General features: G+C 64.8%; 12 protein-coding genes. 10 read left to right on the forward strand and 2 right to left on the reverse strand.

Annotated features, from left to right (window positions below):
• Positions 1–87 precede the first annotated feature (87 nt).
• The gene (locus IVA79_RS30190; RefSeq protein WP_249816240.1) at positions 88–579 is read left to right on the forward strand and encodes an acyl-CoA dehydrogenase family protein; all 492 of its coding nucleotides are present in this window, start codon (positions 88–90) and stop codon (positions 577–579) included.
• Between the two features lie 332 nt (positions 580–911).
• Complete coding sequence (locus IVA79_RS30195; protein ID WP_249816243.1) at positions 912–1,403, forward strand: septal ring lytic transglycosylase RlpA family protein; 492 nt, start codon at positions 912–914, stop codon at positions 1,401–1,403.
• A gap of 106 nt (positions 1,404–1,509) precedes the next feature.
• Here the strand turns inward: IVA79_RS30195 and IVA79_RS30200 are convergent, their stop codons facing one another.
• On the reverse strand, positions 1,510–3,249 hold the full coding sequence (locus IVA79_RS30200; protein ID WP_247559978.1) for a methyl-accepting chemotaxis protein: 1,740 nt from the start codon (positions 3,247–3,249) through the stop codon (positions 1,510–1,512).
• Between the two features lie 224 nt (positions 3,250–3,473).
• On the opposite strand from IVA79_RS30200, the gene IVA79_RS30205 reads away from it, so the two are divergent.
• The 4 genes from IVA79_RS30205 to IVA79_RS30220 all read left to right on the forward strand — a co-directional run bounded on the left by IVA79_RS30205 (position 3,474) and on the right by IVA79_RS30220 (position 9,963).
• The gene (locus IVA79_RS30205; protein WP_247559980.1) at positions 3,474–4,856 is read left to right on the forward strand and encodes an ethanolamine ammonia-lyase subunit EutB; all 1,383 of its coding nucleotides are present in this window, start codon (positions 3,474–3,476) and stop codon (positions 4,854–4,856) included.
• 158 nt (positions 4,857–5,014) lie between these two features.
• Positions 5,015–6,601: a B12-binding domain-containing radical SAM protein gene (locus IVA79_RS30210; RefSeq protein WP_247559982.1), complete on the forward strand. Its 1,587-nt coding sequence runs from the start codon at positions 5,015–5,017 to the stop codon at positions 6,599–6,601.
• Positions 6,598–7,389, forward strand: coding sequence for an ethanolamine ammonia-lyase subunit EutC (gene eutC / locus IVA79_RS30215; protein WP_247559984.1), 792 nt, complete (start codon positions 6,598–6,600; stop codon positions 7,387–7,389). Before IVA79_RS30210 ends, eutC begins: the two co-directional genes overlap by 4 nt.
• Positions 7,390–7,596: 207 nt before the next feature.
• Complete coding sequence (locus IVA79_RS30220) at positions 7,597–9,963, forward strand: MMPL family transporter (protein ID WP_247559986.1); 2,367 nt, start codon at positions 7,597–7,599, stop codon at positions 9,961–9,963.
• Between the two features lie 121 nt (positions 9,964–10,084).
• Here the strand turns inward: IVA79_RS30220 and IVA79_RS30225 are convergent, their stop codons facing one another.
• Positions 10,085–10,582, reverse strand: coding sequence for a hypothetical protein (locus IVA79_RS30225; RefSeq protein WP_247559988.1), 498 nt, complete (start codon positions 10,580–10,582; stop codon positions 10,085–10,087).
• 461 nt (positions 10,583–11,043) lie between these two features.
• Here IVA79_RS30225 and IVA79_RS30230 point away from each other — a divergent pair, with 461 nt between their 5' ends.
• From IVA79_RS30230 to hpnE, 4 genes are all read left to right on the forward strand, one after another.
• A complete protein-coding gene (locus IVA79_RS30230; protein ID WP_018315694.1) occupies positions 11,044–11,277 on the forward strand; it encodes a hypothetical protein in 234 nt (77 codons plus the stop codon).
• 192 nt (positions 11,278–11,469) lie between these two features.
• Positions 11,470–12,354, forward strand: coding sequence for a squalene synthase HpnC (gene hpnC / locus IVA79_RS30235; protein WP_247559990.1), 885 nt, complete (start codon positions 11,470–11,472; stop codon positions 12,352–12,354).
• Complete coding sequence (gene hpnD, locus IVA79_RS30240; protein WP_247559992.1) at positions 12,344–13,183, forward strand: presqualene diphosphate synthase HpnD; 840 nt, start codon at positions 12,344–12,346, stop codon at positions 13,181–13,183. Before hpnC ends, hpnD begins: the two co-directional genes overlap by 11 nt.
• On the forward strand, positions 13,183–14,439 hold the full coding sequence (gene hpnE / locus IVA79_RS30245) for a hydroxysqualene dehydroxylase HpnE (protein WP_247559995.1): 1,257 nt from the start codon (positions 13,183–13,185) through the stop codon (positions 14,437–14,439). Before hpnD ends, hpnE begins: the two co-directional genes overlap by 1 nt.
• Positions 14,440–14,481 lie beyond the last annotated feature (42 nt).

Below are 14,481 nucleotides of genomic sequence, written 5' to 3' on the forward strand. Positions count from 1 at the left end.
TGCGCTACGCATGGCTCCGCGCGCCGCCCTCCTACCGCAAGTCCCTTACCCGGACAGATCGAACAGGCTTGACTTACAAATCCCCATATGAGGGTGGGCAAAGGCGCCCTCGCGCCGTGCCCACCACCTCTCTCAGTCGCAAGGAATGCGTGGGCACGCTTCGCTTTGCCCACCCTACCATACTTTCGATTGTGGAGAGACCACCATGGACTTTCAACACGCACGGCCTTCGGCAAGCCGCTCGCCGAGCAGGGCTCCGTGCGCGAGGATATCGCGCTCTCCTTCTGCGAGATCGCCCAGGCGCGGCTGTTGACGCTGCAGGCCGCCGACAAGATGGATCGCGAGGGCAACAAGGCGGCGCGCGATTTGATCGCCGCCGCCAAGATCGTGGTCCCCAGCATGGCCGCCCGTGTCATCGATCGCGCCATCCAGATCCACGGCGCTGCCGGCGTCTCGCAGGATACGTTCCTCGCCCGCGCCTATGTCTACGCCCGCTTCATCCGCATCGGCGACGGGCCGGATCAGGTGCATCTCGCCGCGGTGGGCAAGGAGCTGATCAAGCGCGGCGGGGTGGAGTAGGCTCGAGCCTCCTGTTGCCGAACAACGATATGCAACGTGTCCTGCAGTCTTGCGCTGTTGGAAAGTCGCGCAATGCGCTTCTATCGCCGAGCACGTAAGACTCCGGAGCGGAGACTCGTGGCTCTCGGTGTCATGTTGCTGACGCAATCCCTGTCTTAGACGGTGGCAACTAAAACACTGTGTGGGGACTGCTCTGGTTCCCGCAACGGTTCCGCAGCCAGGGTTGGCTGGAATCCGCACAAGATTGGCGCAAGTTCCGAAACGCTTTCGCGTTCGCTTGCCCATGTTGCGGCGTCGTGAACCGGACGATCGAGAAAATCAAAGGAGATATAATGGTGTTCCGCTCGAGCGCCGCGATTTGCGGCGCCCTGATTGCGCTTGTCGTTTCTGTGTCCGTCGCGCGAAGCGAAACAAATAGGGTTCATTCAAGCGCCGTCGTCGATGCCGCCTCTGGGGATGCGATCGTTGGCGCAGCATCCACGTATAATCCGTTCAAGCCCGGCAAGGAGGAGGGCGGCCCGAGCACAGCCTCCGGCGAGCGTTATGATCCCTCGGTTTGGGCGGCTGCCATCAAGACGAACTTGCGTCAGAAATTTGGTGGAATCAAATTTGGAGCGCGACCGAAATATGCTCTCGTCGAGGCCGTCGGTAAGAAGGTCATCGTCAAGATCAACGACGTGGGGCCGCTCAGGCCCGGTCGCATCATTGACCTCAATGAGCGGACGATGCGCCACTTCGATCCGAGCATGGAGCTTGGAGTCATTCCTGACGTCGCGGTCAAGCCGCTGTCCGGTGACGATTGGACCACTGGGCCGGTGGGCTGAACGCTCAGCCAAGTCATTGATCTCGCTAACCCCGGCTACTGTGCATGGGGTTGTTTTTCAGTTTTTCTTTTGGGCGCCGCCGTCGTCGTGAACGGTGGACGCTTCGTCACCCCGCCTTGGCGATGCGGCCGTCCGCCGACCCCGACCGCAAGTTCCGGAAGAACGTCTCCACCTCGCGCGACAGCGTGTCCGCCGTCTCGGTCAGGCTGCTGGCCGCCGTCAGCACCGAAGCTGCCGCGGTGTCGGTCTCGCCGATGGCGTCGCGGAGCGAGGTGATGTTCGCCACCAGCGTCGCGTTGCCCTGTGCGGCGCTTTGCGCGTTGGAGGATATCTCGCGGGTGGCGGCGTCCTGCTGACTGACGGCGCCGGAGATCGCCGAAGTGACCTCGTTGATCTCGCGCACCGCGCCGCCGATCTCGCTGACGGCGTCGACCGCGTTGCGGGTCGAAGCCTGGATCATCGCGACGTTCTCGCTGATGTCGGCGGTCGCCTTCGCGGTCTGTCCTGCCAGCGCCTTCACCTCATGGGCGACGACGGCAAAGCCGCGGCCGGCATCGCCGGCCCGCGCGGCCTCGATGGTGGCGTTGAGCGCCAGCAGGTTGGTCTGCTCGGCGATCGCCTGGATCAGGCTGAGCACGCCGTCGATGCGCTGCGTGGCCGCGGCAAGGCTCTCGATCTCCGAGATCGACTTCTCAGTGCGCTGGCCGGTCTGCTCGACCGCGCCGGCGCTCTGCCGCACCTGGCGGCCGATTTCCACCACCGAGGCCGACAGCTCCTCGGCCGCGCCCGCCACCGCCGTGACGTTGTGCGAGGCCTGCTCGGTGGCGTTCGCCGCCGTGCCGGCGCGGCTGGAGGCGTCCGCGGTGACGCGGGTGATGGTCTGCGCCGTCTCGCGCATGACGGAGGCGTTGTCGCTGAGGCCGCGCATGATCGCGCCGATCGCTTCGCCAAACGCCTCGACGGATCGCTCGATGTGACGGGCGCGCTCCTCGCGCGCGGCGGAATCCTGCGAGACCTGCGAGGCGAGGTTGCGGTTGCGGTCCATCGCATCCTGGAAGACCTGTATCGCGCGGGCAAGCGCGCCGATCTCGTCGGCGCGACCCGAGTGCGGCACCACGACGTCCTCGGTCCCGTCGGCGACCTGCTTGATGGTGGCGGTGATCGCGGCAAGCGGCCGGGCGATCGAGCGGGCGATGATGACGATGCCGATCACGACGAGGGCCAGAGCCACGCCGCCGAGGCAGGTGAGCACGAAGGACAATTCGCGATTGGTCTCGGTCTGCTGCGCGATTTGCCTCCCGCGCTCGGCATAGACCTTGGACAGCGCCTCGAGATCCTTGTTCAGGGCCGAGCGTACGCTGCGGTTGGCGTCGTTGTCGCCCCATTCGCGGCCGGCGGCCGCATTGATCTCGACGCCGCGGCGCACCAGCTCCTTGCGGAACTCGACGAACTGCTCGATGCGCTTCTTGAAGGTCGCGAACTGCTCGGCATCGTCGGCTTTGACGATGGTCTCCCAGCGCTTCACGACGCCCAGGATCTGCTCGTTGAACTTGAGCAGGCCCTCGCCGTATTTCTTCACGACGGCAGGCTCAGTCGACATGTAGACGCCGCGCGACTCCATCACGACCGCATAGACCAGCGAGTTGACCCGCTCGACGTTCAGCGCGGCGGCGTTCGCCGTTTCGATCGCGCTGGCGAGGTCCGCGCTGCGGCGGCTGTTGTAGTCGGACAGCCCCGCGATCGCCGCCGTGAGCAGTGCGAACAGCGCGAAGATCGCATAGAGCTTGTTGGCAAGCGTGAAGCGGCCGGCGAGGCCGGCGGCATTCCCAGATCGGTCTGATGGCATGGTGTTCAAGGAGCCTGAGATGGCCTGGAGCGGCCCGGTGAGCACGGTCGTTTGGATTTGATGCAAAACTATGCAGAATGAAGATGGATGCAGCGTTAACGGGCAGGCTTTGCGCCTTCGCCCTAAGTCGAAAGAAAGGTAAGATATTTCAGCGTCTTGATCTGAAGGTATAGTCTTGGGATCGCGCTGGACTCGGCCATTGGCCGACGAACCCGGAGGAGCCCTTGGTCTACCGCCACACCATCGACGCCACGATCCACACCTTCGCGGACCTGCGCGACCTCCTTGCCAAGGCGACGCCGCCGCGCTCCGGCGACCGGCTGGCCGGGATCGCCGCCGACACGGCCGAGCAGATGATCGCGGCGCGGATGGCGCTCGCCGACGTACCGCTCGCAAGATTCCTGCAGGAAGCCGTCATTCCCTATGAGGCCGACGAGGTCACCCGTCTCGTCATCGACAGCCATGACGCAAAGGCCTTCGCGCCGGTGGCCTCCCTGACGGTCGGCGGCTTCCGCGACTGGCTGCTGTCGGATGCCGCCACCCCAGATGTCCTGCGCAAGCTGGCGGGCGGCATCACGCCGGAAATGGCGGCCGCCGTGTCAAAGCTGATGCGCAACCAGGATCTGATCCTGGCCGCCCGGAAATGCGAGGTCACCACCGCCTTCCGCAACACCATCGGCCTGAAGGGCCGGATGAGCACGCGGCTGCAGCCGAACCATCCGTTCGACGATGCCAGGGGCATCACCGCCTCGATCCTCGACGGCATCCTGCTCGGGGCCGGCGATGCCTGCATCGGCATCAATCCCGCGAGCGACGATCCGGCCGTCATCGCGCAATTGCTGCGCCTGCTCGACGAGATCATCGCGCGGCTGAAGATCCCGACGCAGGGCTGCGTGCTGACCCATGTCACGACGACGCTATCGCTGATCGGGCAGGGCGTGCCGGTCGATCTCGTCTTCCAGTCGGTCGCCGGCACCGAGGCCGCCAACCGCAGCTTCGGCATCGACCTGGCGCTTCTGAAGGAGGCGCAGGAGGCCGGGCTGTCGCTGCGACGCGGCACCGTCGGGCAGAACGTGATGTATTTCGAGACCGGCCAGGGCTCGGCGCTGTCGGCGGGCGCCCATCATGGCGTCGACCAGCAGACCTGCGAGGCGCGCGCCTATGCGGTCGCCCGCGCCTTTGCCCCGCTCTTGGTCAACAGTGTGGTCGGCTTCATCGGCCCGGAATATCTCTATGACGGCAAGGAAATCATCCGGGCAGGCCTGGAGGATCATTTCTGCGGCAAGCTGCTCGGCCTGCCGCTCGGGATCGACATCTGCTATACCAACCATGCCGAGGCGGACCAGGACGACATGGACAATCTGCTGACGCTGCTCGCCGCCGCCGGCGTCACCTTCATCATGGGCGTCCCCGGTGCCGACGACGTCATGCTGAACTACCAATCCACGTCTTTTCACGACGCGCTCTATGTCCGTGACGTCTTCGGTTTGCGCCGCGCGCCGGAATTCGACGACTGGCTGGCGCGGTCGGGCATTACGGGGGCCGATTTCCGGCTTGCCGGCGATGCAGGCCTGCTGCCTGATTTTGCCTCGCGGCTGATCGCGTGAGGCGGTACGAAGCTCAAACTCTCCCCTTCAGGAAACCATCGGCGCCTCCCGGAATTATGCTTGTGCCACGATATTGAGAAATTCCGGCGACAGCATTACGCTATCTGTCTGGCTGGCAATTTCCGCACCATTCGGTCGAGCGTGGCGGGGGAGCTTTGATGCGAGCTGAAAGTAACGGAACGTCCCGGCGGATCCTCTGTGTATTTCCGCGCTACACCTCGTCGTTCGGTACGTTCGAGTATTCCTATCCGTTGACCGATGGTGTCCGTGCATTCATGCCGCCGCAGGGGCTGCTGCTGATCTCGGCCTATCTGCCGAAAGACTGGCAGGTCAAATTCGTCGACGAGAACCTCCGCCCCACGACCAGGGAAGAGTTCGAATGGGCCGAGGCGGTCTTCGTCAGCGGCATGCACATCCAGCGCCAGCAGATGAACGACATCTGCCGCCGCGCGCATGAGTTCGACCTGCCGGTCGCGCTCGGCGGCCCCTCCGTCAGCGCCTGTCCCGACTACTACCCGTCGTTCGACTATCTCCATGTCGGCGAGCTCGGCGATGCCACCAACCAGCTGATCGAGATTTTGTCGCGCGACACCTCGCGCCCCGAGAGCCAAGTCGTGCTCACGACCAAAGACCGCGTGCCGATGACGGAGTTTCCGATCCCGGCCTACGAGCTCGCGGACGTGAAGAAGTATTTCCTCGGCAGCATCCAGTATTCCAGCGGCTGCCCCTATCAGTGCGAGTTCTGCGACATCCCCGGTCTCTACGGCCGCAACCCGCGCATCAAGTCGCCGCAGCAGATCATCGCCGAGCTCGACCGCCTGCGCGAATGCGGCATGACCGACACGGTCTATTTCGTCGACGACAATTTCATCGGCAACCGCAAGGCGGCGATGGACCTGTTGCCGCATCTGATCGAATGGCAGAAGCGGACCGGCTACGTTGTCCGGCTCGCCTGCGAGGCGACGCTCAACATCGCCAAGCGTCCCGAGATTCTCGAGAAGATGCGGGAGGCCTATTTCATCACCATCTTCTGCGGCATCGAGACGCCCGACCCCGATGCGCTGCACGCCATGCACAAGGACCACAACATGATGGTCCCGATCCTGGAGGGCGTGCGCACCATCAACGCCTACGGCATGGAGGTCGTGTCCGGCATCATCATGGGACTCGACACCGACAAGCCGAATACGTCGGAGGCCCTGCTCGCCTTCGTGGAGGATTCGCGTATTCCGCTGCTCACGATCAACCTGCTTCAGGCGCTGCCGAAGACCCCGCTGTGGGACCGGCTCGAGCGTGAGGGGCGGCTGGTCGAAGACGACGGCCGCGATTCCAACGTCGATTTCCTGTTGCCCTATGACGAGGTCGTCGCCTCGTGGAAGCACGCCATGGCGGTCGCCTACGCGCCCGAGAAGGTTTACGCGCGCTACCAGCATCAATGCGACCACGTCTATGTGAACCGCCTCAAGGTGCCGACGCCGGACGAGATGAAGACCTGGCCGAACATCCGGCGCGGCCTCGTCATGCTGCGCAACATCTTCTGGAAGGTCGGCGTGCTCGGCGACTACAGGCGCGTGTTCTGGAAGTTCGCACTGGGGCGCATCAGGCGCGGCGACATCGAAGGCCTGATCGGCTGCGCCACGATCGCGCATCACCTCATCACCTTTGCCCGCGCGGCCTCCAGCGGCAAGCAGAACGCCTCGAACTACTCGATCCGGCTGCGCGAGGCCGCTGTTCCCGCCGAATGAGTGACAAGTCCGCTCTGGCTCGCCCGACCATCGACCTCAGGTCATTCACGCCCGCACGTGTCGCGCTCGGGCGCAGTGGCGCAAGCGTGCCGACCAAGGCGCTGCTCGATTTCACGCTCGATCATGCCCGCGCCCGCGATGCCGTGCACGCCGCCTTCGATGCGCCGCGTCTGCTCGCCGATCTCGGCGCGCTTGGACTTGCCGTCGCCGAGGTCAGGAGCCAGGCGATCGACCGCAGAGACTACCTGAGGCGGCCGGATCTGGGACGACGGCTTGAACCCGGCTCGGCCGAGCTTCTGGCGCGGGCAGCCTCGGCCCCGTGCCAGCTCGCGCTCGTGATCGGCGACGGCCTGTCCGCGGCCGCGGTCCATGCCCATGCGGTGGCCCTGGTGAGGCACTTGCTGCCGCTGCTCGCGGAAGCGGAAGGGGATGGCGTCGCGGTCGGCCACGTCGTCGTCGCCTCGGGCGCGCGCGTCGCGCTCGGCGACGAGATCGGCGCCATTCTCGGCGCGCGCATGGTCGTGACGCTGATCGGCGAGCGGCCGGGCCTGTCGGCGCCCGACAGTCTCGGCGCCTATCTGACGTTCGCGCCGAAGCCCGGCCGCACCGATGCCGAGCGCAATTGCGTGTCCAACATCCACCACGCCGGGCTCAGTTATGACGAGGCCGCCTTCAAGATCGCCTGGCTGGTCCGCGAGGGACTGGCGCGGCAGGTCAGCGGCGTGGCGCTCAAGGACGAGAGCGCGGACCGCGCACCGCCTCGAATTGGCACATTCCCGCCCGGATGAGCGGCATCCCGGCCCAGATCGCCGCTTCTTGATCGATTTGGCCACACTTCGCCTGCTTGCGAAAAGACCGGTTGACCTGCTAAACCCCTCGCGGCGATTTTCCGCGCATTTTCAAAGGGCAAGCCTCCCATTGGTATGGCGTTTTCAAGCCGTTCGCGGGGCGCGATAAGCTCTCAAGACTGAGCCGATTTAGGAACTGGATAAGGCATGCTCGAAAAGCACAGCGAGAATGAGGTTCATGTCGACAAGGTCGAGCAGGGGCCTACGTCCTCGATCGCCTTCGGGCTGGAGCGGCTCGGGCTGATCGCGGTCCGGGCGCCGATCGTGTCCTGCGTCGTCCTATTGGTCTTGATCGTCGGTGCCGTATTCGGCATCCACCGGATCAAGATCGATGATTCGCTGTCGCAGCTGTTCCGCTCCGACAGCCGCGAATTCCGCCAATATGAAGAGGTGACCAAGAAGTTCCCGGCCGAGGAATTCGACGTCCTCGTCGTGGTGGAAGGCAAGAACCTCCTGGCGCGAAACAATCTCGAGAAGCTGCGCGACTTCGTCACCGACATGCAGCTGGTCGAGGGCACGCGCGGCCTGGTCTCGCTGTTCTCGGCGCGCCAGGCGCCGGCGCCGGGCAGGCTGCCGGCGGCGCTGTTCCCGCCCGAGCTGCCCGAAGGTGCCGACTACGACAAGTTCATCGAGACCGTCAAAAACAACGAGATCATCCGCGGCAAGCTGTTGTCGGAAGACGGCACGCTGGCGCTGATCGTGCTGTCGCTCGATCCGGAGGTGGTCGCCTCCAGCAAGCTGACCAAGACCGTCGCCGACATCCGCGGGCTGATGAAGGAGGATCTCAGCGACACCGGACTCAACGTGCAGCTCTCCGGCGTGCCCGTGATGCAGCTCGAGATCCGCAACGCGGTCGAGCGCGACGGCCTCACCTACAACATTCTCGGCATTCTCGCCGGCTGCATCATCGCCATCATCTTCTTCCGCAAGATCTCCTTCATGGTCGCGGCGGCATTCCCGCCGATGATCGCGATCCTGCTGGCGCTCGGCGCGCTCGGCTGGGCCAATTTCAATCTCAACATGTTCCTGAACGTGATGACGCCGCTCATCATGGTGATCAGCTTCTCGGACTCGATGCAGCTCACCTTCGCCGCGCGCGACCGGCTGATCGCGGGCCAGGACAAGTTCACCGCGTTCAAGAACGCCGTGCTGGTGGTGGGACCGGCCTGCGTGCTGACGCACGGCACCGCCGGCATTTCCTTCATCGCGCTCCAGTTCTCCAACTCCGACCTGATCCGCAAGTTCGGCGAGGCGGGTCTCGCCGCCACCATCATCGCGCTGGTCGCGGTGCTGTCGCTGGTGCCGGTGTTCGGCGTGCTGCTCGTGCGCAACGAGAAGACCTTCGCGGTCAAGTTCCAGAGCGCGGATGCCGGCGTCCAGGCGCTGCGCAATTTCTGCTACTGGATCGCGGTGCGCATGGTCGGACGTCCCGGCCTGTTCAGCCTGATCGCGGTGCTGTTCGTCGGCGGCCTCGGCGTCATCTACGCCAATCTGGAGCCGCGCTACCGGCTCGCCGACCAGGTGCCGGACAAGCGTCAGGCGGTTGCCGCCAGCGACCGGCTTGATGCCAAGCTCACCGGCGCCAATCCGGTCAACGTGCTGATCGCGTTTCCGAAGGGGCAATCGCTTTATTCGCCGGAGACGCTCCAGACCATCGCCGAGGTGCACGCAACGGTCGAGAAGGCCGCGGGCGTCGGCAACGTCTGGTCGCTGGAGACGCTGCGCCGCTGGCTGGCGGAGAAGGCCGGCAGCGCCGACGTCGCGACGCTGAAGGAATATGTCAGCGTCATCCCCGAGCATCTGGTGCGGCGCTTCATCGACGCCGAGCAGGATGCCGTCGTGGTGGCCGGCCGCGTGCCGGACAAGGATTCCAGCCAGCTCCTGCCGATCGTCGACAAGCTCGATTCCGAGCTCGACGCCGTCCGCAAGAAGCATCCCGGCTATGAGGTCGCGGTAACCGGTCTTGCCGCGATCGCCGCGCGCAACTCGGCCAGCATGATCGAGAAGCTGAACCGCGGGCTCACCGTCGAATTCGCGCTGGTCGCGATCTTCATCGGCCTTGCCTTCCGCTCCTGGGTGGTGATGTTCGCCTGCATCCTGCCGGGCATCTTCCCCGTGGTGATGTCGGGAACTGTGCTGTGGGCGATGGGCGAGGGCCTGCAGTTCGCCAGCGTCGTCGCGCTCACCGTCTCGTTCGGGCTGGGCTTGAGTGCCACCATCCACTTCCTCAACCGCCTCCGGCTGGAGAGCAAGCCGGGCGTCGGCTCCGGGCTCGCGGTGGAGCGGGCGACCGTGCTGGTTGGACCGGCGCTGATTCTGACCACGGTGGTGCTGGCCTGCGGCCTCGTCGTCACCGTGTTCTCCGACCTGCCGTCGCTGCGGCTGTTCGGCTGGCTCAGCGCCTTCTCGATGGTCATGGCGCTGGTCGCCGACCTCTTCATCCTCAGGCCGACGGCAATGTGGCTGATCAACTTGCACGCCAAGCTGCAGGGCACCGACAAGCCGGCGATCTGAGCGAAGCGCCGAAGGCCGCCCTGCGCTTTCGCCTCGGCGCGGATGATCCCACGAATGCCAGCAAAAAGCCCCCGGCTCGCGCGAACCGGGGGCCGTGTTTCTCTTGGCTGAGACGAGAGGATCAGCTCTTCGTCATGGTGATGTTGACGCCACGAATCTCGCCCTTGGAGCTGATCTGCACCGTCTGCTTGGTGCCGTTGGTGCGCAGCGAGAGGTTGGCGGCAAAACCGTTGGCCTCGACGAACACGTCGATCTGGCCGCCGCCGGCGGTGCCCTGGAGATTGCCGAAGATGTTGCGGCTGGCCTCGCTCCAATTGCCGGAGATGCGCTCGCCCTGACTCGTCACGTCGCTGGTGAGGTCGAACTTGTAGCTGTCGGACGCGCAGTGCAGAGCCTGCTTCAGGCTGAGGCCGCTGCCGGCGACCTTGTAGTCGGCCTTGCAGCGAATGCGCTCGGTGGAGCCGTCGGACAGCGACACCGTGCCGGTGCCGGTCCAGGCGCCGTCGAAACCGGCAAACGGGCCGGCCGACTGAGCGTGGCCAGTCGAAACCGAGAAGAGCAGCGCCGCCCCAATGCCAGCCGCCTTGATTGCCAGTCCAGATCGCCCAAAGAATGTCATCTCGAATATCCCGTTTTGGAACGACGCCCGCATACACTTGAGAACGTCTCGCCACATCGAAAGTTTAGTGCGCCGAGCCTGTGTCAGGTTCAAAGCCGAGCCGCCACAGATGGCGTTTCACGACGCCTCGCGCCAGGCTTGGAGTGGCCGATTTGCCGCGTTTCCGCATGTTTCCGGCGGGAAAGGCGGGTTGGAGAGATGCAGCTCTGCAACAGGTATGCAGTAAAACGCAGTGCCTCTGAATTATGACGTAGTATCAACCCCTTACATCTGCCAAGGAAGGTCGAGGGAAGACCTGATTTGGTGGGCGCGGCGCCAATTTGGCCGCATTTGCCAGCGCTTGTGCCTTCTCTGAGGCCGCTACAGAAGCGGCGACTTGCCATCAGAACAATCCGTTCCGGTCGTCCGCCCTGTGCAGTCCGGGTCCGGTGCGCTTCTGCCGTCAGAATTGAAGGAATACAATGCGTAAGCTTCTCGTCGCTCTCACCCTGCTGTCGGCATCTGTTTCGACGGCGGCGTTCGCCCAGCAGGGGCGTGGCACGGACGCCGAGCAGAAGGCCTGCACGCGCGACGTGCAGAAGTTCTGCCGTCCGGTCATCGACCAGGGCGATTTCACCATCCTGGCCTGCCTCAAGGAGAACCGGGCCAAGATCTCGCAGGCCTGTGACCAGGTCCTGAAGACCCACAACCAGTAAGCTCGGCCACTGGCCCACAAAGGGCGGCCTTGAGGGCCGCCTTTTCGGGCGCAATCCGCGGAAGGGCAGCCATCGAGAGACAGGATTGGTTTTGCGGCCGTATTCCCCTATATGGGGGCCGCGGCGGATCGCCGGCATCAGCCCGCGAGCGAAGAAGCCCTTTCTATCCAAACGATTGTAAGCCAGCCCTCGATGACCTCTGCGAGCGAATTGCGATCCGGTAAGGGAGACCGCGACGAGAATTTTCCCGTCGCGTCCTGGATCATTCATCCGCGTCATCGCGCCCTGATCCTGGCGTATTACAATTTCGTCCGCACCGCCGACGACATCGCCGACCACGCGACGCTGCCGCCCGACCGGAAGCTTAGCTATCTCGACCTTCTCGAGGCGGAGCTGCTCGGCAAGGGTGACACCCAGACCGAGGCCGTGACCCTGCGCCGCGCGCTCGCCGAACGCGGCATGGCGCCGCGCCATGCGCTCGACGTGCTCATCGCCTTCCGCATGGACGTGACCAAGCTGCGCTACGAGAATTGGGACGAGGTCATTCACTATTGCCGCTATTCGGCGATGCCGGTCGGCCGTTTCATGCTCGACGTCCACGGAGAGAGCACCTCGACCTGGGCCGCATCGGATGCGCTCTGCGCGGGCCTGCAGATCAACAACCATTTGCAGGATTGCGGCAAGGATTTCCGCGAGCTCAACCGCGTCTATCTGCCGCGCGATGCGCTGGCAGCACACGGCGCCTCCGTCGAGCAGCTCGCCCTCGCGCAGTCGCCGCCGGCGATGCTGGCCTGCCTGCAAGGGCTCGCCGTCCGCAACGAGGCGCTGCTCGACGAGGGCAGGTCGTTAGCTGCAGAGATCCGGGATTACCGCCTCGGCGTCGACGTCTCGGTGATCCAGGCCTATGCCGACCGCATCGTGCGCCTCTTGAAGGTGCGCGATCCCTTGCGCGAGCGCGTGCATCTGAACAAGTTCGAGCTTCTCACCTTCAGCCTTGCCGGGATGATCGGCGAGGTCGGCCGCCGCGCGATCGGACGCAAGGCCATTTCCAGACCGGGGACTGCACATGACGCTTGAGGCGACATCGCCCGGCGCCAATTATGGCTCGACCGCATCCGGCAGCTCCTTCTACGCCGCGATGCGCATCCTGCCGCATGACCAGCGCGAAGCGATGTTCCAGATCTACAGCTTCTGCCGCCAGGTCGACGACATCGCCGATTCCGATGGCCCGCGCGAGGAGCGCCTCGCCGCGCTTCAGGAGTGGCGCAACGACATCGACGCGCTCTATCAGGGCAATCCGCCGCCGCGGCTGAAGGACTACGTCGCCTCGGTGAAGACCTTCGGTCTCAAGGGCGAGGATTTCCTGGCGATCGTCGACGGCATGGAGATGGACGTGCCGCAGGACATCCGCGCGCCCGACATGGCGACGCTCGATCTCTATTGCGATCGCGTCGCCAGCGCCGTGGGTCGGCTGTCGGTGCGGGTCTTTGGCCTGCCCGAAGAGGACGGGATCCAGCTCGCCTATCATCTGGGCCGCGCGCTTCAGCTCACCAACATCCTGCGCGACATCGATGAGGACGCCGGTCTCGGCCGGCTCTATCTGCCGCGCGAGGCGCTGCTGCATGCCGGCATCACCTCTGATGATCCGAACCGCGTGATCGCCGAGCGCGCGCTGCCGAAGGTCTGCCTGCCGCTGACGCAGCGTGCGAAGATGCATTTCGAGAAGTCGGACGAGATCATGAACCGCAACAAGCGCCGCGCGGTGCGGGCGCCGCGGATCATGTCGAAATACTATCATTCCATTCTGGATCTGCTGATTGCGCGCGGCTTCAATGCGCCGCGCCAGCCGGTGCGTGTGTCGAAGGTCACACGTATCCTGATCCTGCTCCGCTACGCTTTCATCTGATGCAAAACACAGCTCACATCATCGGTGCTGGGATTTCCGGCCTCTCCGCCGCCGTGCGGCTCGCCAATGCCGGCTTCAAGGTCGCCGTGCACGAGGCGACGCAGCAGGCCGGCGGCCGCTGCCGTTCCTATTTCGACGGCGCCACCAATCTCACCATCGACAACGGCAATCATCTGCTGCTGTCGGGCAACAGTCACGCGCGTGGCTATGCGCGATCGATCGGCACCGAGGCCGGTCTCGTCGGCCCTGAAAGCGCACAGTTTCCCTTCGTCGACATCAAGACCGGGCAGCGCTGGCAGATCGATCTCGGCGCCGGCCGGTTGCCGACCTGGGTGCTCGACGAGAGTCGCCGTGTGCCCGACACCGGCCTTGCCGATTACCTGAAGCTGGCGCCGCTGATCTGGGCCTCGGAAGAGACGCTGGTCGGCAAGTCGATTCCTTGTGAAGGCGTGCTCTATCAGCGCCTGATGCAGCCGCTATTGCTCGCAGCTCTCAACGTCGATCCGCCCGAGGGCTCGGCCGGGCTTGCCGGCGCGATCGTGCGCGAGACGCTGCTTGCCGGTGGACAGGCCTGCCGTCCCCTGATCGCGCGCGATGGCCTCAGCGCCGTGCTGATCGAGCCCGCGGTGAAGTTTCTGCAGGACCATGGCCACACTGTTCAGCTCGGTCACGAGCTGCGTTCATTCGCGACCAGTGACGGCAAGGCCAGCGCGCTGAATTTCGGCGGCGAGGATGTGATCCAGCTCAGTGAGGGCGATGTCGTCGTGATGGCGGTGCCGCCGCGCGCCGCCGCCAGCCTGCTGCCGGGCTTGAAGACGCCGACGGAGTTTCGCGCCATCGTCAATGCGCATTTCCGTATTGAACCGCCGCAGGGTTCGGCGCCGATCCTCGGCGTGATCGGCGGCGTCGTGGAGTGGCTGTTCGCGTTCCCGAACCGGCTTTCCGTCACCATCAGCAATGGCGACCGTCTGGTCGACATGCCGCGCGAGGAACTCGCGCAGGCGATCTGGAACGACGTCTGCGAGGCCAGCGGCGTCTCCGGCGAGCTGCCACCATGGCAGATCGTGCGCGAGCGCCGTGCCACATTTGCGGCGACACCCGCCCAGAATGCCCTGCGTCCAGGGCCGGTCACTGCGCTGAAAAACCTGTTTCTTGCGGGGGATTGGACTGCTACGGGATTGCCTGCAACCATCGAGGGATCGGTCCGGTCCGGTGATCGCGCTGCCGATCTGGTTCTGGCTGCAAAGCGGCCCTGACGGGCAATCTCCCGGCCAACTTTCATCGACTATCGGAGCAAT

Source organism: Bradyrhizobium sp. 138 (assembly GCF_023074075.1).
Lineage (GTDB): Bacteria > Pseudomonadota > Alphaproteobacteria > Rhizobiales > Xanthobacteraceae > Bradyrhizobium.